The 18,663-nt window shown below is 52.9% G+C and carries 12 protein-coding genes; all 12 read left to right on the top strand.

Annotated elements, in window-relative coordinates; all coding sequences use genetic code 11:
- Nucleotides 1-10 precede the first annotated feature (10 nt).
- The gene (gene glcF, locus C3D30_RS02570) at nucleotides 11-1,234 is read left to right on the top strand and encodes a glycolate oxidase subunit GlcF (RefSeq protein ID WP_105286413.1); all 1,224 of its coding nucleotides are present in this window, start codon (nucleotides 11-13) and stop codon (nucleotides 1,232-1,234) included.
- 4 nt (nucleotides 1,235-1,238) lie between these two features.
- Nucleotides 1,239-1,643 (top strand): GlcG family protein, encoded by a 405-nt coding sequence (locus tag C3D30_RS02575; RefSeq protein ID WP_000853256.1) that lies wholly within the window; start codon nucleotides 1,239-1,241, stop codon nucleotides 1,641-1,643.
- 21 nt (nucleotides 1,644-1,664) lie between these two features.
- On the top strand, nucleotides 1,665-3,836 hold the full coding sequence (gene glcB / locus C3D30_RS02580; protein WP_105286414.1) for a malate synthase G: 2,172 nt from the start codon (nucleotides 1,665-1,667) through the stop codon (nucleotides 3,834-3,836).
- A gap of 355 nt (nucleotides 3,837-4,191) precedes the next feature.
- Nucleotides 4,192-5,874 (top strand): glycolate permease GlcA, encoded by a 1,683-nt coding sequence (glcA, locus tag C3D30_RS02585; protein ID WP_000259282.1) that lies wholly within the window; start codon nucleotides 4,192-4,194, stop codon nucleotides 5,872-5,874.
- Nucleotides 5,875-6,369: 495 nt separating this feature from the next.
- Nucleotides 6,370-10,932, top strand: a complete 4,563-nt coding sequence (gene sslE, locus C3D30_RS02595) for a lipoprotein metalloprotease SslE (protein ID WP_105286415.1) — start codon at nucleotides 6,370-6,372, stop codon at nucleotides 10,930-10,932.
- Between the two features lie 192 nt (nucleotides 10,933-11,124).
- Nucleotides 11,125-11,934 carry a prepilin peptidase PppA gene (pppA, locus tag C3D30_RS02605; RefSeq protein WP_105286416.1) on the top strand — a complete coding sequence of 270 codons (810 nt, stop codon included), beginning with the start codon at nucleotides 11,125-11,127 and terminating at the stop codon, nucleotides 11,932-11,934.
- A gap of 65 nt (nucleotides 11,935-11,999) precedes the next feature.
- Entirely contained in the window at nucleotides 12,000-12,410 is a 411-nt protein-coding gene (gspS2, locus tag C3D30_RS02610; protein WP_105286417.1) for a type II secretion system pilot lipoprotein GspS-beta, read from the top strand.
- Between the two features lie 15 nt (nucleotides 12,411-12,425).
- Nucleotides 12,426-13,385, top strand: coding sequence for a type II secretion system protein GspC (gene gspC / locus C3D30_RS02615; protein WP_105286418.1), 960 nt, complete (start codon nucleotides 12,426-12,428; stop codon nucleotides 13,383-13,385).
- Between the two features lie 29 nt (nucleotides 13,386-13,414).
- Nucleotides 13,415-15,475 (top strand): type II secretion system secretin GspD, encoded by a 2,061-nt coding sequence (gene gspD, locus C3D30_RS02620; RefSeq protein ID WP_000498820.1) that lies wholly within the window; start codon nucleotides 13,415-13,417, stop codon nucleotides 15,473-15,475.
- Nucleotides 15,475-16,968: a type II secretion system ATPase GspE gene (gene gspE, locus C3D30_RS02625; RefSeq protein WP_000249363.1), complete on the top strand. Its 1,494-nt coding sequence runs from the start codon at nucleotides 15,475-15,477 to the stop codon at nucleotides 16,966-16,968. Before gspD ends, gspE begins: the two co-directional genes overlap by 1 nt.
- On the top strand, nucleotides 16,968-18,191 hold the full coding sequence (gene gspF / locus C3D30_RS02630) for a type II secretion system inner membrane protein GspF (protein ID WP_001173424.1): 1,224 nt from the start codon (nucleotides 16,968-16,970) through the stop codon (nucleotides 18,189-18,191). Before gspE ends, gspF begins: the two co-directional genes overlap by 1 nt.
- 16 nt (nucleotides 18,192-18,207) lie before the next feature.
- Nucleotides 18,208-18,663, top strand: coding sequence for a type II secretion system major pseudopilin GspG (gene gspG / locus C3D30_RS02635; RefSeq protein WP_001087292.1), 456 nt, complete (start codon nucleotides 18,208-18,210; stop codon nucleotides 18,661-18,663).

Consider the following 18,663-nt stretch of genomic DNA (forward strand, 5'->3'; position numbering starts at 1 on the left):
GGAGCAGGCTATGCAAACCCGATTAACCGAAGAGATGCGTCAGAACGCGCGGGCGCTGGAAGCCGACAGCATCCTGCGTGCCTGTGTTCACTGCGGATTTTGTACCGCAACCTGCCCAACCTATCAGCTTCTGGGGGATGAACTGGACGGGCCGCGCGGGCGCATCTATCTGATTAAACAGGTGCTGGAAGGCAACGAAGTTACGCTTAAAACACAGGAGCATCTCGATCGCTGTCTCACTTGTCGCAACTGTGAAACCACCTGTCCTTCTGGTGTGCGCTATCACAATTTACTGGATATCGGGCGTGATATTGTCGAGCAGAAAGTGAAACGCCCACTGCCGGAGCGAATGCTGCGAGAAGGGCTACGCCAGGTGGTGCCGCGCCCGGCGGTCTTCCGTGCGCTGACGCAGGTAGGCCTGGTGCTACGACCGTTTTTGCCAGAGCAGCTCAGAGCAAAACTGCCCGCCGAAACCGTGAAGGCCAAACCACGTCCACCGCTGCGCCATAAGCGTCGGGTTTTAATGCTGGAAGGTTGCGCCCAGCCTACGCTTTCACCCAACACCAACGCGGCAACCGCGCGGGTGCTGGATCGTCTGGGGATCAGCGTCATGCCAGCTAACGAAGCAGGCTGTTGTGGCGCAGTGGACTATCATCTTAATGCGCAGGAAAAGGGCTTAGCGCGCGCGCGAAATAACATTGATGCCTGGTGGCCTGCGATTGAAGCAGGTGCCGAGGCTATTTTGCAGACTGCCAGCGGCTGTGGCGCGTTCGTCAAAGAGTACGGGCAGATGCTGAAAAACGATGCGCTGTATGCCGATAAAGCGCGTCAGGTCAGTGAACTGGCGGTCGATTTAGTCGAACTGTTGCGCGAGGAACCGCTGGAAAAACTGGCAATTCGCGGCGATAAAAAACTGGCCTTCCACTGCCCGTGTACTCTGCAACATGCGCAAAAGCTGAACGGCGAAGTGGAAAAAGTATTACTGCGCCTGGGATTTACCATAACCGACGTTCCTGACAGCCATCTGTGCTGCGGGTCGGCAGGAACGTATGCATTAACGCATCCCGATCTGGCGCGCCAGCTGCGGGATAACAAAATGAATGCGCTGGAAAGCGGCAAACCGGAAATGATCGTCACCGCCAACATTGGTTGCCAGACGCATCTGGCGAGCGCCGGTCGAACCTCTGTGCGTCACTGGATTGAAATTGTAGAACAAGCCCTTGAAAAGGAATAACAAAATGAAAACTAAAGTCATTCTTAGCCAGCAAATGGCGAGTGCAATTATTGCCGCAGGTCAGGAAGAGGCGCAGAAAAATAACTGGTCTGTTTCCATTGCTGTTGCAGATGACGGCGGTCATCTGCTGGCGTTAAGCCGCATGGATGATTGCGCGCCAATTGCGGCTTACATCTCCCAGGAGAAAGCGCGTACCGCCGCGCTGGGGCGTCGTGAAACTAAGGGCTATGAAGAGATGGTGAACAACGGACGTACCGCGTTTGTGACGGCACCGTTACTGACGTCGCTGGAAGGCGGCGTACCGGTTGTTGTTGATGGGCAAATTATTGGTGCCGTGGGCGTTTCTGGTTTAACCGGAGCACAGGATGCGCAGGTCGCGAAAGCGGCAGCAGCGGTGTTGGCGAAATAAGCGAAAACGAGGAGATAAATAATGAGTGAGACCATAACCCAGGGCCGTTTACGCATTGACGCCAATTTTAAACGTTTTGTGGATGAAGATGTTTTACCGGGCGTGGAACTGGATGCTGCCGCGTTCTGGCGCAATTTTGATGAGATCGTTCACGATCTGGCGCCAGAAAATCGTCAGTTGCTGGCAGAACGCGATCGCATCCAGGCGGCGCTCGACGAGTGGCATCGCAGCAATCCAGGGCCGGTAAAAGATAAAGCGGCCTATAAATCTTTCCTGCGTGAACTGGGCTACCTGGTGCCGCAACCGGAGCACGTGACGGTGGAAACCACGGGCATCGACTGTGAAATCACCAGTCAGGCGGGGCCACAGCTGGTGGTTCCGGCAATGAACGCCCGCTATGCGCTGAACGCGGCGAACGCCCGCTGGGGTTCACTGTACGACGCGCTGTACGGCAGCGACATCATCCCGCAGGAAGGGGCGATGGTCAGCGGCTACGATCCGCAGCGCGGCGAGCAGGTTATCGCCTGGGTTCGGCGTTTTCTCGACGAATCACTGCCGCTGGAAAATGGCAGCTATCAGGATGCGGTGGCGTTTAGCGTGGTCGATAAACAATTACGTATCCAGTTGAAAAATGGCACGGAAACCACGTTACGTACCCCGGCGCAGTTTGTCGGTTATCGTGGTGATGCCGCTGCGCCGGGCTGCATTTTGCTGAAAAATAACGGTTTGCATATCGAGCTGCAAATCGATGCCGACGGGCGGATTGGCAAAGACGATCCGGCGCACATCAACGATGTTATCGTCGAAGCTGCCATCAGTACCATTCTCGACTGCGAAGATTCGGTCGCTGCGGTTGATGCGGAAGATAAAATCCTGCTGTACCGCAACCTGCTGGGGCTGATGCAGGGCACTCTGCAAGAGAAGATGGAGAAAAACGGTCGGCAAATCGTGCGTAAACTGAATGACGATCGTCAGTACACCGCTGCCGACGGCTCTGAAATTTCTCTGCACGGGCGCTCGCTGCTGTTTATCCGTAATGTGGGTCATTTGATGACCATTCCCGTGATTTGGGACAGCGAAGGCAATGAAATTCCGGAAGGTATTCTTGATGGCGTCATGACTGGCGCGATTGCCCTCTACGATTTAAAAGTGCAGAAAAACTCGCGTACCGGCAGCGTCTATATTGTGAAACCGAAAATGCACGGTCCGCAGGAAGTGGCGTTCGCCAACAAACTGTTTACCCGCATTGAGACGATGCTCGGCATGGCACCGAATACCCTGAAAATGGGCATTATGGATGAAGAACGCCGAACCTCGCTGAACTTACGTAGCTGTATCGCCCAGGCGCGCAACCGCGTGGCGTTCATCAACACCGGCTTCCTCGACCGTACCGGCGATGAGATGCATTCGGTGATGGAAGCGGGGCCGATGTTGCGTAAAAACCAGATGAAATCGACGCCGTGGATCAAAGCCTACGAGCGCAATAACGTGCTGTCTGGTTTGTTCTGTGGGCTGCGCGGTAAAGCGCAAATCGGTAAAGGCATGTGGGCAATGCCGGATCTGATGGCTGACATGTACAGCCAGAAGGGCGACCAGTTACGTGCCGGGGCAAACACGGCCTGGGTTCCGTCGCCGACCGCCGCTACGCTCCATGCGCTACACTACCATCAAACCAACGTACAGAGCGTGCAAGCCAACATTGCCAACACAGAGTTCAATGCTGAATTTGAACCGCTGCTGGACGATCTGCTGACCATCCCGGTTGCTGAAAACGCTAACTGGTCGGCGCAAGAGATCCAACAAGAGCTGGACAACAACGTACAGGGTATTCTGGGGTATGTGGTGCGCTGGGTGGAGCAGGGGATTGGTTGTTCAAAAGTGCCGGATATTCACAACGTGGCGCTGATGGAAGACCGTGCAACGCTGCGCATCTCCAGCCAGCATATCGCCAACTGGTTACGTCACGGTATTCTGACTAAAGAACAGGTGCAGGCGTCGCTGGAGAATATGGCGAAAGTGGTGGATCAGCAAAACGCTGGCGATCCGGCGTATCGTCCGATGGTGGGGAATTTCGCTAATTCGTGTGCGTTTAAAGCTGCCAGCGATTTAATCTTCCTCGGCGTGAAACAGCCAAACGGTTATACCGAACCGTTATTACACGCCTGGCGTTTACGCGAAAAAGAAAGTCATTAATAGCAATAGCAAAAGCCCCGGCAAGTTTTATTGTCGGGGCTATTATAGTTACTGCGGTAGTACATTTATCCCGGAAATAACCGGAGCGATTATCAGGGTTTAACAATATTAAATACCCGTAGCGCATCACTAGCGGGATTAAAACAACAATATGGACATCTTAACGATACTCTGCGCCTGCGTGTGCGGAACAGAAACCCTTACCCGATATACTTGTTATGCCAGAGGTAGCAATTGCGTTAGCGGCGTGCTGTTGCTGTAAAGTATAACCCCTATATTTTACAGTTCAGTCCTCTTTTGCTTATTACAACCTTAAGTATATCAAGCATATAAAGATAATAAGAGACTGAACAATATGGTTACCTGGACCCAAATGTATATGCCGATGGGAGGACTGGGGCTATCCGCTCTGGTCGCCTTGATTCCGATAATATTCTTCTTCGTTGCACTCGCGGTATTACGTCTGAAAGGACATGTCGCCGGAGCAATAACCCTTATATTATCGATATTGATTGCGATATTCGCCTTTAAAATGCCGATTGATATGGCATTTGCTGCTGCGGGATATGGCTTTATTTATGGCTTATGGCCGATTGCGTGGATTATTGTCGCAGCGGTATTCCTCTATAAATTAACCGTTGCCAGCGGGCAGTTTGATATTATCCGCAGCTCGGTTATCTCCATCACCGACGATCAACGTTTGCAGGTGCTACTGATTGGTTTCTCCTTTGGCGCGCTGCTGGAGGGGGCGGCTGGCTTTGGTGCACCGGTGGCGATTACGGGGGCGTTACTGGTGGGGCTGGGCTTCAAACCGTTATATGCGGCGGGGCTGTGCCTGATTGCCAACACTGCGCCGGTGGCGTTTGGAGCGTTGGGCGTGCCGATTCTGGTCGCCGGTCAGGTAACGGGAATCGATCCGTTCGACATCGGTGCAATGGCGGGACGTCAGTTACCGTTCCTGTCAGTTCTTGTACCGTTCTGGCTGGTGGCGATGATGGACGGCTGGAAAGGGGTGAAAGAGACGTGGCCAGCGGCGCTGGTTGCGGGGGGTAGCTTTGCGGTTACCCAGTTCTTTACCTCTAACTACATTGGTCCTGAACTGCCGGATATTACTTCGGCGCTGGTGAGTATCGTCTCACTTTCTTTATTCCTTAAAGTCTGGCGACCGAAAAATACCGAAACGGCAATCAGCATGGGGCAATCCGCAGGTGCGATGGTGGTGAATAAACCGTCTTCTGGCGGTCCCGTGCCTTCAGAATATAGTCTGGGGCAAATCATTCGCGCCTGGTCACCCTTTTTAATCTTAACGGTGCTGGTCACCATCTGGACGATGAAGCCATTTAAAGCGTTATTTGCGCCGGGCGGTGCGTTTTATTCGCTGGTGATTAATTTCCAGATCCCTCATTTGCATCAGCAGGTACTGAAAGCGGCACCCATTGTCGCCCAGCCGACACCGATGGATGCGGTGTTTAAATTCGACCCGCTGTCCGCTGGCGGCACCGCTATTTTTATTGCGGCGATTATCTCTATCTTCATTCTCGGCGTGGGGATCAAGAAAGGCATTGGCGTCTTTGCCGAAACGCTAATTAGCCTGAAGTGGCCGATATTGTCGATTGGCATGGTGCTGGCATTTGCTTTCGTGACCAACTATTCCGGCATGTCTACCACGCTGGCGCTGGTACTGGCGGGCACTGGCGTGATGTTCCCGTTCTTCTCACCGTTCCTTGGCTGGCTGGGGGTATTCCTTACCGGCTCGGACACATCCTCGAACGCCCTGTTTGGTTCACTGCAATCAACCACGGCGCAGCAAATCAACGTCTCTGACACTCTGCTGGTGGCAGCAAACACCAGCGGCGGCGTAACTGGCAAGATGATCTCCCCGCAATCTATCGCCGTGGCCTGCGCCGCGACGGGCATGGTGGGCCGAGAATCTGAACTGTTCCGCTACACTGTGAAACACAGTCTGATCTTTGCCAGCGTTATTGGCATTATCACGCTGTTGCAGGCGTATGTGTTTACCGGAATGTTAGTCTCGTAAGTCAACAAAGCCGGATGATCGTCAATATCATCCGGCTTCATTCTTTTCTGGTTACATTATTCTGTCTTATTAATTAAAAAATCATTTCCCGATTTATTATCTATGCGGCAATAATGTTTTGTGTTCAGATAACCCGCTAAATAATTAAGCGCGTGAGAATATCTATTTTTTTGTCCCGCAAAACAAGTCTGTATTAATTATGTTCGCTTGATGAGTAAACACCGTGCTATCTGTTGCTTTTGCAATCGCAATCGTTAAAACTATCAACAACTTGAGATAGTCACATTGTGAATAATTGTTACTTTTTTGTTTGTTAAATCTTTTGATAAATACCCCGACTGACATCGTATAGGGGATATTCTTATAAATTTTACCTGTTTCGTTATCAATAATGCAGTTTTCTTAAGAATGGAGGAAATTATTAGAGAAGATAAAGCATAAAACTATTTCCCCAGTTACGAATCTTTTAACTTTATTTTGTCACTTGCGTTATTAATGAATAAGAAATTTAAATATAAGAAATCGCTTTTAGCGGCTATTTTAAGCGCAACCCTGTTAGCCGGTTGTGATGGCGGTGGTTCAGGATCGTCCTCCGATACTCCGCCTGTAGATTCTGGAACAGGGTCTTTGCCGGAAGTGAAACCTGATCCAACACCAAACCCGGAGCCGACGCCGGAGCCTGAACCTACTCCGGACCCGACACCTGATCCAGAGCCAACGCCAGAACCGGAGCCAGAACCTGTTCCTACGAAAACGGGTTATCTGACCCTGGGCGGAAGCCAGCGGGTAATCGGTGCTAAATGTAATGGTGAATCCAGCGACGGCTTTACTTTTACACCTGGCGAGGACGTTACTTGCGTAGCGGGTAACACGACAATTGCCACCTTCAACACTCAGTCAGAAGCTGCGCGTAGCCTGCGTGCGGTTGAAAAAGTGTCGTTTAGCCTTGAGGACTCGCAAGAACTGGCGGAGTCCGACGACAAGAAAAGCAATGCGCTCTCGCTGGTAACCTCCATGAACAGTTGTCCGGCGGATACAGAACAGGTTTGCCTGACGTTCTCCTCGGTGATCGAGAGTAAACGCTTCGACTCGCTGTATAAGCAAATCGATCTGACTCCGGAAGAGTTCAAAAAGCTGGTCAATGAAGAGGTGGAAAACAATGCCGCGACCGATAAGGCGCCATCCACTCATACTTCACCGGTAGTGCCCGTCACGACGCCGGGAACAAAGCCGGATCTGAACGCTTCCTTCGTGTCGGCTAACGCGGAACAGTTTTATCAGTATCAACCTACGGAAATCATTCTTTCTGAAGGTCGACTGGTAGATAGCCAGGGGAATGGCGTGGTTGGCGTCAACTACTACACCAATTCTGGCCGTGGTGTAACCGGAGAAAACGGCGAGTTTTCCTTTAGCTGGGGGGAAACCATCTCCTTTGGCATCGACACCTTTGAACTTGGCTCAGTGCGCGGTAACAAGTCGACTATTGCACTGACGGAACTGGGCGATGAAGTTCGCGGGGCAAATATCGATCAGCTGATCCACCGCTATTCGAAAGCCGGACAAAATAATACCCGTGTCGTTCCGGACGATGTGCGCAAGGTCTTTGCTGAATATCCCAACGTGATCAACGAGATTATCAATCTCTCTTTATCCAACGGTGCGACGCTGGGTGAAGGTGATCAAGTTGTTACGCTGCCTAACGAATTTATCGAACAGTTTGAAACGGGTCAGGCCAAAGAGATCGATACTGCAATCTGTGCGAAAACCGACGGTTGTAACTCTCCGCGCTGGTTCTCGCTGACCGCGCGCAGCATTAATGAAGGTCAGATTCAGGGCGTTATCAACAAGCTGTGGGGCGTGGATCAGAGCTACAAATCTGTCAGCAAGTTCCATGTCTTCCATGACTCTACCAACTTCTATGGCAGCACGGGTAATGCGCGTGGTCAGGCGGTGGTGAATATCTCCAACGCGGCATTCCCGATTCTGATGGCGCGTAATGATAAAAACTACTGGCTGGCGTTTGGCGAAAAACGTGCCTGGGATAAAAACGAGCTGGCGTACATTACAGAAGCACCTTCTCTTGTGGTGCCAGAAAACGTCACGCGCGATACCGCGACCTTCAACCTGCCGTTTATTTCGCTGGGGCAAGTCGGTGAGGGCAAACTGATGGTTATCGGTAACCCGCACTACAACAGCATCCTGCGTTGCCCGAACGGTTACAGCTGGAACGGGGGGGTTAATAGCGACGGACAGTGTACGCTCGACAGCGATCCGGACGACATGAAGAATTTCATGGAAAACGTGTTGCGCTATCTGTCAAATGAACGCTGGCTGCCGGACGCGAAAACCAGCATGACCGTGGGCACCAACCTGGATACGGTTTATTTCAAAAAAGCGGGTCAGGTATTAGGAAATAGTGCTCCGTTTGCTTTCCATAAGGATTTCGCAGGTATCACGGTTAAACCGTTGACCAGTTATGGCAATCTGAATCCAGATGAAGTTCCTCTGCTGATCCTCAATGGCTTTGAGTATGTGACTCAGTGGTCTGGCGATCCCTATGCAGTGCCTCTGCGTGCAGATACCAGCAAACCGAAGCTGACCCAGCAGGATGTGACGGATCTGATCGCCTATCTGAACAAAGGCGGATCGGTGCTGATCATGGAAAATGTGATGAGCAATCTTAAGGAAGAGAGCGCATCAGGCTTTGTACGTCTGCTTGATGCCGCAGGTCTGTCGATGGCGCTTAACAAATCGGTGGTGAATACCGATCCGCAGGGTTATCCAGACCGCGTGCGCCAGCGTCGAGCGACTGGCATTTGGGTTTATGAACGTTATCCGGTTGTGGAAGGTGAACTGCCGTACACCATTGATTCCCAAACAGGAAAAGTTACCTGGAAATATCAGATTGATAACAAACCTGATAAGAAACCGAAACTGGAAGTTGCCAGCTGGCAGGAAGATGTCGATGGCAAACAGGTCAAACGCTATGCCTTTATCGATGAGGCGGAGTTTAAAACAAAAGAGTCTCTGGAGGCGGCAAAGGCAAAAATCTTTGAGGCGTTTCCTGGATTAAAGGAATGTAAGGACCCGGCATATCACTATGAGGTCAACTGTCTGGAATACCGTCCTGGCACGGGAGTTCCTGTAACGCCAGAGAATAATACTGGCATGTTTGTTCCGCGCTATACGCAACTGAATCTCAGCGCCGACACCGCGAAAGCGATGCTACAGGCAGCGGATTTGGGAACCAACATTCAGCGCCTGTATCAGCACGAGCTTTACTTCCGTACCAATGGTCGCAAAGGTGAGCGTCTGAACAGCGTCGATCTGGAACGTCTGTACCAGAACATGTCGGTCTGGCTGTGGAACGATACAGAATACCGCTATGAAAACGACAAGGATGACGAGCTGGGCTTTAAAACGTTCACCGAGTTCCTGAACTGCTACGCCAACAATGCTTACACCAAAGGCACGCAGTGCTCCGCAGATCTGAAAAAATCGCTTGTCGATAACAACATGATCTACGGAGATAATACTGCCAAAGCAGGGATGATGAACCCGAGCTATCCGCTCAACTATATGGAAAAACCGCTGACGCGCCTGATGCTGGGGCGTTCCTGGTGGGATCTGAACATCAAAGTTGATGTCGAGAAGTATCCGGGAGCGGTATCGGCAGATGGGCAGGAGGTTACAGAAACCATCAGCCTGTACTCGAATCCGACCAAATGGTTTGCGGGTAACATGCAGTCTACTGGTCTGTGGGCTCCGGCTCAAAAAGAGGTCACCATTAAGTCCAATGCGGACGTTCCTGTGACTGTCACCGTGGCGCTGGCTGACGACCTGACCGGACGTGAGAAGCATGAAGTTGCTCTGAACCGTCCGCCAAGAGTGACTAAAACGTATACTCTGGAGGCTAATGGTACGGTGAAGTTTACGGTTCCTTACGGTGGTCTGATTTATATCAAGGGCGACAGCAAGGAGAATAATAAATCTGCCAGCTTCACCTTTACTGGTGTGGTAAAAGCGCCGTTCTATAAAGACGGTAAATGGAAAAACGATCTGAAATCCCCTGCGCCGTTGGGCGAGCTGGAGTCAGACGCTTTCGTTTATACCACGCCGAAGAAGAACCTTGAGGCCAGCAATTTCACTGGTGGCGTAGCAGAATTCGCTAAAGATCTGGATACTTTTGCCAGCTCGATGAATGACTTCTACGGTCGTGATGGCGAAAGCGGTAAGCACCGGATGTTTACCTATAAAGCATTGACGGGGCATAAACATCGTTTCGCCAACGATGTGCAGATCTCCATCGGTGATGCGCACTCTGGTTATCCGGTAATGAACAGCAGCTTCTCGACGAACAGCACCACGCTGCCGACGACGCCGCTGAACGACTGGCTGATCTGGCACGAAGTAGGACACAACGCTGCAGAAACGCCGCTGACTGTACCGGGCGCAACTGAAGTAGCGAACAACGTGCTGGCGCTGTACATGCAGGATCGCTATCTCGGCAAGATGAACCGTGTCGCTGACGATATTACCGTTGCGCCGGAATATCTGGAGGAGAGCAACGGTCAGGCATGGGCACGCGGCGGTGCGGGTGACCGTCTGCTGATGTACGCACAGTTGAAGGAATGGGCAGAGAAAAACTTTGATATCACGAAGTGGTATCCGCAGGGCAACCTGCCAGCGTTCTACAGCGATCGTGAAGGGATGAAAGGCTGGAACCTGTTCCAGTTGATGCACCGTAAAGCGCGCGGCGATGAGGTTGGCGATAGCACCTTCGGCGGCAAGAATTACTGTGCCGAATCCAACGGTAACGCTGCCGACACGCTGATGCTGTGTGCCTCCTGGGTAGCTCAGACGGATCTTTCGGAGTTCTTTAAGAAATGGAATCCGGGCGCGAATGCTTACCAGCTTCCGGGGGCGAGCGAGATGAGCTTCGAGGGCGGCGTGAGCCAGTCGGCTTACAACACGCTCGCGGCGCTTGGTCTGCCGAAACCGCAGCAAGGGCCGGAAACCATTAACAAGGTTACCGAGCATAAGATGTCAGCCGAGTAAGCCTGTAGGCCGGATAAGGCGTTTACGCCGCATCCGGCATGAAATAAGGCGCATCGGGTTAACACATGTGCCCGATGCGCCAACTTATCGGAGCTACAGGGAAAGCCGCGATTACTTGCGTTGGCAGACTCCTGTAGGCCGGATAAGGCGTTTACGCCGCATCCGGCAAGTTACAACACATAACCTTTAACCATGCATTTTGATGTTTTTCAGCAATATCCAGCGGTGATGCCCATCCTGGCAACCGTTGGTGGATTAATCATCGGCAGTTTTTTGAATGTGGTGATTTGGCGTTACCCCATCATGCTTCGCCAACAAATGGCGGAGTTTCACGGTGAAACGCCGAGTGCGCAGTCAAAAATAAGCCTGGCGCTGCCACGCTCGCACTGTCCGCATTGCCAGCAGACCATCCGCGTTCGTGACAATATTCCGCTGCTCTCCTGGCTGATGCTCAAAGGGCGCTGCCGTGACTGTCAGGCGAAAATCAGCAAGCGTTATCCGCTGGTGGAGTTATTGACGGCACTCGCTTTTTTGCTGGCGAGTCTGGTCTGGCCGGAAAGTGGATGGGGGCTGGCGGTGATGATATTATCCGCCTGGCTGATTGCCGCGAGTGTCATCGACCTCGATAACCAATGGCTGCCCGATGTCTTTACTCAGGGCGTATTGTGGACGGGGCTGATTGCAGCATGGGCTCAGCAGAGTCCGTTAACGCTACAAGACGCAGTCACTGGCGTACTGGTGGGGTTTATCTCTTTTTACTCGCTGCGCTGGATAGCCGGAATAGTTCTGCGTAAAGAAGCATTAGGCATGGGCGATGTATTACTTTTCGCCGCTTTAGGTGGCTGGGTGGGGGTGTTGTCGCTGCCCAATGTTGCTTTAATCGCCTCATGCTGCGGCCTGATATATGCCGTTATTACAAAAAAAGGATCAACCACACTGCCTTTTGGACCGTGTTTAAGTCTGGGCGGTATAGCAACACTTTATCTACAGGCATTGCTTTAATGATAACAACGTCATTATCGAAGTGACATTTTTACTCTTATTAATAACCTTAGAGATTATTAACCATGTCGATAAAAAAGATGCCAGGGAGGGTATTAATATCGCTATTGTTGAGCGTTACAGGATTATTAAGTGGCTGCGCCAGCCATAATGAAAACGCCAGTTTACTGGCGAAAAAACAGGCGCAAAATATCAGTCAAAACCTGCCAATTAAATCTGCGGGATATACCTTAGTGCTGGCGCAAAGTAGCGGCACGACGGTAAAAATGACCATTATCAGCGAAGCGGGTGCCCAGACCACGCAGACGCCTGACGCCTTTTTAACCAGCTATCAACGACAAATGTGCGCTGACCCGACGGTGAAATTAATGATTACCGAGGGAATTAATTACAGCATAACGATTAATGATACACGTACAGGTAACCAGTATCAGCGGAAACTGGATCGTACCACCTGTGGAATAGTCAAAGCATAACGTCGGGTATATAAATTGGCGCGGGTTGTTTTTCGTGACGCACGAATTTATCTCATTCAGTGGCTGACTAAAATTCGTCACACTCTTAGCCAGAGACAATCTCTTAATACAGACAAAGAGCATCTGCGAAAAATTGTACGCGCGATGTTCTGGCTGATGCTGCTTATTATTTCTGCAAAAATGGCGTATTCACTCTGGCGCTATATCTCCTTTTCTGCGGAATATACGGCGGTTTCCCCATCGGCGAATAAACCGGCACGTGCGGATGCAAAAACGTTCGATAAAAAAGACGTGCAATTAATCAGCCAGCAAAACTGGTTTGGCAAATATCAGCCCGTTGCCGCGCCGGTAAAACAACCCGAACCAGCGCCTGTGGCAGAAACGCGTCTTAACGTGGTGCTGCGCGGGATTGCCTTTGGTGCCAGACCCGGTGCGGTCATTGAAGAAGGCGGCAAACAGCAGGTCTATTTACAGGGGGAACGGCTTGGCTCTCACAACGCGGTGATTGAGGAAATCAATCGCGACCATGTGATGCTGTGCTATCAGGGAAAAATGGAGCGCCTCAGTCTGGCAGAAGAGGTGCGTTCTACTGTTGCTGTGACCAACAAAAAAGCCGTCAGTGACGAAGTAAAGCAAGCTGTTGCTGAGCCTGCTGCCAGTGCGCCAGTTGAGATCCCGGCTGCCGTGCGTCAGGCGCTGGCGAAAGATCCGCAGAAAATTTTTAACTATATCCAGCTTACGCCCGTGCGTAAGGAGGGGATTGTCGGTTATGCAGTGAAACCGGGGGCAGATCGTTCTCTGTTCGATGCCAGCGGTTTCAAGGAAGGCGATATCGCCATTGCGTTAAATCAGCAGGATTTTACTGATCCACGAGCAATGATTGCTCTGATGCGGCAGTTACCTTCAATGGATTCCATTCAACTTACGGTTTTACGCAAGGGTGCGCGCTACGACATTTCCATCGCGCTGCGCTAACCGCATTTAATCCAGGAGAATCATTCATCGTGTTTTGGCGTGATATTACGTTGTCGGTCTGGCGTAAGAAGACAACTGGCCTCAAAACAAAAAAGCGTTTACTGCCGCTGGTGCTGGCAGCGGCATTATGTAGTTCACCGGTCTGGGCGGAAGAAGCCACCTTCACCGCCAATTTTAAAGATACAGACCTGAAATCGTTCATCGAAACCGTCGGCGCTAACCTTAATAAAACCATCATCATGGGACCAGGCGTACAGGGGAAAGTGAGTATTCGCACCATGACCCCGCTCAATGAACGCCAGTATTACCAGCTATTCCTTAACCTGCTGGAAGCACAGGGGTATGCCGTCGTACCGATGGAAAACGACGTGCTGAAGGTGGTGAAATCCAGCGCCGCGAAAGTCGAGCCGCTGCCGCTGGTCGGTGAAGGCAGCGACAACTACGCGGGCGATGAAATGGTCACCAAAGTAGTGCCGGTACGTAATGTGTCGGTCCGCGAACTGGCACCGATTTTGCGCCAGATGATCGACAGCGCAGGCTCAGGCAACGTTGTTAATTACGATCCCTCCAACGTGATTATGCTTACCGGACGCGCCTCGGTTGTGGAACGGCTGACGGAAGTGATCCAGCGCGTGGATCACGCGGGAAATCGCACTGAAGAGGTGATCCCGCTGGATAACGCCTCGGCTTCGGAAATTGCCCGCGTGCTGGAAAGCCTGACCAAAAATAGCGGCGAGAACCAGCCAGCGACGCTGAAATCACAGATTGTCGCCGATGAACGCACCAACAGCGTGATTATCAGCGGCGATCCCGCCACGCGGGATAAAATGCGCCGCCTGATCCGTCGTCTGGACTCAGAAATGGAGCGCAGCGGCAACAGCCAGGTGTTCTATCTCAAATACAGCAAAGCCGAAGATCTGGTCGATGTTCTGAAACAGGTCAGCGGCACGCTCACCGCCGCTAAAGAAGAGGCGGAAGGCACGGTCGGTAGCGGGCGTGAGGTTGTCTCCATCGCCGCCAGCAAACACAGTAATGCCCTGATTGTTACCGCGCCGCAGGACATCATGCAGTCGCTGCAAAGCGTGATTGAACAACTGGATATTCGCCGTGCTCAGGTGCATGTCGAGGCGTTGATCGTGGAAGTTGCCGAAGGCAGTAATATCAACTTCGGCGTGCAGTGGGCGTCGAAAGATGCCGGATTAATGCAGTTTGCTAACGGTACGCAGATCCCTATTGGCACGCTGGGGGCAGCCATTTCTCAGGCGAAACCGCAGAAAGGCTCCACGGTGATCAGTGAAAACGGCGCTACCACCATTAATCCGGATACCAACGGCGATCTCTCCACACTCGCCCAGCTTCTTTCTGGATTCAGCGGTACGGCGGTTGGCGTGGTGAAAGGCGACTGGATGGCGCTGGTGCAGGCGGTTAAAAACGACTCCAGCTCTAACGTCCTTTCTACGCCGAGCATCACCACGCTGGACAACCAGGAAGCCTTCTTCATGGTGGGCCAGGACGTTCCGGTATTAACTGGATCTACCGTTGGCTCCAATAACAGCAATCCTTTCAACACGGTAGAGAGGAAAAAAGTCGGCATCATGCTGAAAGTCACACCGCAGATTAACGAAGGTAACGCGGTACAGATGGTGATTGAGCAGGAAGTCTCGAAGGTGGAAGGACAGACCAGCCTCGACGTGGTGTTTGGCGAGCGCAAACTGAAAACCACCGTGCTGGCTAACGATGGTGAGCTGATCGTGCTTGGCGGTCTGATGGACGACCAGGCGGGAGAAAGCGTGGCGAAAGTGCCGTTGCTTGGCGATATCCCATTGATTGGTAACCTGTTTAAATCAACGGCGGATAAAAAAGAAAAACGTAACTTGATGGTGTTTATCCGCCCGACGATTCTGCGTGACGGTATGGCGGCAGACGGCGTATCGCAGCGCAAATATAACTATATGCGCGCCGAACAGATCTATCGCGATGAGCAAGGCTTAAGCCTGATGCCGCACACCGCGCAGCCGGTACTGCCAGCGCAAAACCAGGCCTTACCGCCGGAAGTACGCGCATTCCTCAATGCCGGGAGAACGCGTTAATGGTGCCTGTAGCACAGGAAACCACCGCTAACACCGTGCGTCTGCCCTACAGTTTCAGCCGTCGGTTTAGCCTGGTGGCGTGGTGCGAAGCGTCGCTGGAGATCCTCCACGTTCATCCGCTATCGCTCTCTGTTTTGCAGGAGCTGCAACGGGGGCTGAACGCGCCCTTTACGCTGCGGCAAATCGACGGGGCCGAATTTGAACAGCGGCTGAATGCGGTCTGGCAGCGGGACTCTTCCGAGGCTCGCCAGCTGATGGAAGATATCGGCTCTGCTGAGGACTTTTTTACCCTCGCCGAAGAACTGCCGGAAACGGAAGATCTGCTGGAAAGTGACGACGATGCGCCAATCATCAAACTGATCAACGCCATGCTGGCAGAGGCGATTAAAGAAGGCGCTTCGGATATCCACATCGAGACGTTTGAAAAGAGTCTGGTGATCCGTTTTCGTGTTGACGGCACATTACATGAAATGCTGCGCCCGGGGCGCAAACTGGCCTCGCTGCTGGTATCGCGTATCAAGGTGATGGCGCGGCTGGATATTGCCGAAAAGCGCGTACCGCAGGATGGACGTATTGCGCTGCTGCTGGGCGGTCGGGCGATTGACGTGCGTGTCTCCACCATGCCATCCGCTTGGGGCGAGCGCGTGGTGCTGCGACTGCTGGACAAAAACCAGGCCCGCCTGACGCTGGAGCGTCTGGGGTTGAGCCATGAACTGACCGCGCAGTTGCGCCAGCTGTTACACAAACCGCACGGTATCTTTCTGGTGACGGGGCCGACAGGTTCCGGCAAAAGCACTACGCTGTACGCCGGATTGCAGGAGCTGAACAACCACTCGCGTAACATTCTCACGGTTGAAGACCCCATCGAATACATGATTGAAGGGATCGGTCAGACGCAGGTCAACACCCGCGTCGGCATGACCTTCGCCCGTGGCCTGCGCGCGATTTTGCGTCAGGACCCGGATGTGGTGATGGTCGGTGAAATCCGCGATACCGAAACCGCAGAAATCGCCGTTCAGGCGTCGCTCACTGGGCACCTGGTACTTTCCACGCTGCATACCAACACGGCGGTGGGGGCGATTACGCGTTTGCAGGATATGGGCGTGGAGCCTTTCCTGCTCTCTTCCAGTCTGACGGGCGTGATGGCGCAGCGACTGGTTCGCACGCTGTGTACCGACTGCCGCCAGCCCGCGCCTGCCACCGACGAAGAAAAACGCCTGCTGGGGATTACCGATGCGCGAACCGTCACTCTGTACCATCCGCAGGGCTGTCCCGCCTGTAATCACAAAGGCTTTCGCGGACGTACTGCCATCCATGAGCTGATCGTGGTGGATGCCACATTGCGTGATTTGATCCACCGTCAGGCCGGGGAACTGGAGCTGGAACGTTATGTCCGGCAACACTCTGCGGGTATCCGCAGCAACGGCATTGAGAAAGTGCTCGCCGGAGAAACCTCTCTCGATGAAGTTCTGCGGGTAACCATGGAGGCGTAATGGCACTGTTTTACTATCAGGCGCTGGAGCGTAATGGTCGCAAAACCAAAGGCATGATTGAGGCGGATTCCGCGCGTCATGCCCGCCAGTTGTTGCGCGGTAAAGAGCTCATTCCCGTGCACATTGAAGCCCGGCTGAATGCTTCGTCAGGGGGAATGTTGCAGCGTCGGCGGCACGCACATCGTCGCGTGGCGGCGGCAGATCTGGCGCTGTTCACTCGCCAACTGGCAACGTTAGTACAGGCAGCAATGCCGCTGGAAACCTGCTTACAGGCGGTCAGTGAGCAAAGTGAAAAACTGCATGTGAAAAGTCTCGGAATGGCGCTGCGCAGCCGGATTCAGGAAGGTTATACCCTGTCGGACAGCCTGCGTGAACATCCCCGCGTCTTTGATTCCCTGTTTTGTTCGATGGTGGCTGCCGGAGAAAAATCCGGGCATCTCGACGTGGTGCTTAATCGCCTGGCGGATTACACCGAACAGCGCCAGCGCCTGAAATCACGCCTGCTGCAGGCCATGCTCTACCCGTTGGTATTGCTGGTGGTGGCAACGGGCGTGGTTACTATTTTGCTGACGGCGGTAGTGCCGAAAATTATCGAACAGTTTGATCATCTCGGACACGCGTTGCCCGCTTCCACCCGCGCGCTTATCGCCATGAGCGACGCGTTACAGGCCAGCGGCGTTTACTGGCTGGCAGGTTTGCTGGGGCTTCTGGTGCTGGGGCAACGGTTACTCAAAAATCCTGCCATGCGCTTGCGCTGGGATAAAACCTTGCTGCGTTTGCCCGTGACGGGGCGTGTTGCGCGCGGGCTGAATACGGCGCGTTTTTCCCGCACGTTAAGCATCCTCACCGCCAGCAGTGTTCCGCTGCTGGAAGGCATTCAGACCGCTGCCGCCGTGTCGGCAAATCGTTATGTCGAGCAACAACTGCTGCTGGCGGCAGATCGCGTCCGCGAAGGAAGCAGTCTGCGCGCCGCGCTGGCGGAGCTTCGCCTGTTCCCGCCGATGATGTTGTACATGATCGCCTCCGGTGAACAGAGCGGCGAGCTGGAAACCATGCTTGAACAGGCCGCAGTCAACCAGGAGCGGGAATTTGATACCCAGGTGGGGCTGGCATTAGGGCTGTTTGAACCGGCGCTGGTGGTGATGATGGCGGGCGTGGTGCTGTTTATCGTCATCGCCATCCTCGAACCAATGCTGCAACTGAACAATATGGTTGGAATGTAATTTACGGAGTTATCACATGAATTCGTTATCCCGCACACAAAAACCACGGGCAGGTTTTACCCTGCTGGAAGTGATGGTGGTGATTGTTATTCTTGGCGTTCTGGCAAGCCTGGTGGTGCCTAACCTGCTGGGCAACAAAGAAAAAGCGGACAGGCAAAAAGCCATCAGCGATATCGTGGCGCTGGAAAACGCGCTGGATATGTACCGACTGGATAACGGGCGTTATCCGACCACCGAGCAGGGGCTTGAGGCGCTGATCCAGCAACCGGCCAATATGGCGGATTCCCGCAACTACCGTCCAGGTGGATACATTAAACGACTGCCAAAAGATCCGTGGGGCAATGATTATCAGTATCTCAGCCCCGGTGAAAAAGGGATGTTTGATGTTTACACCTTAGGGGCGGATGGTCAGGAAAACGGGGAAGGCGCTGGCGCAGATATCGGTAACTGGAATTTGCAGGAGTTTCAGTAA

The sequence above is a fragment of the Escherichia sp. MOD1-EC5433 genome, from assembly GCF_002966005.1.
Classification (GTDB): domain Bacteria; phylum Pseudomonadota; class Gammaproteobacteria; order Enterobacterales; family Enterobacteriaceae; genus Escherichia; species Escherichia ruysiae.

Coding starts and splice junctions, on each gene's coding strand:
- glcA (WP_000259282.1), top strand. CDS start 4,192: ATGGTTACCTGGACCCAAATGTATATGCCGATGGGAGGACTGGGGCTA.
- glcF (WP_105286413.1), top strand. CDS start 11: ATGCAAACCCGATTAACCGAAGAGATGCGTCAGAACGCGCGGGCGCTG.
- sslE (WP_105286415.1), top strand. CDS start 6,370: ATGAATAAGAAATTTAAATATAAGAAATCGCTTTTAGCGGCTATTTTA.
- pppA (WP_105286416.1), top strand. CDS start 11,125: ATGCATTTTGATGTTTTTCAGCAATATCCAGCGGTGATGCCCATCCTG.
- gspG (WP_001087292.1), top strand. CDS start 18,208: ATGAATTCGTTATCCCGCACACAAAAACCACGGGCAGGTTTTACCCTG.
- gspE (WP_000249363.1), top strand. CDS start 15,475: ATGGTGCCTGTAGCACAGGAAACCACCGCTAACACCGTGCGTCTGCCC.
- C3D30_RS02575 (WP_000853256.1), top strand. CDS start 1,239: ATGAAAACTAAAGTCATTCTTAGCCAGCAAATGGCGAGTGCAATTATT.
- gspF (WP_001173424.1), top strand. CDS start 16,968: ATGGCACTGTTTTACTATCAGGCGCTGGAGCGTAATGGTCGCAAAACC.
- gspS2 (WP_105286417.1), top strand. CDS start 12,000: ATGTCGATAAAAAAGATGCCAGGGAGGGTATTAATATCGCTATTGTTG.
- glcB (WP_105286414.1), top strand. CDS start 1,665: ATGAGTGAGACCATAACCCAGGGCCGTTTACGCATTGACGCCAATTTT.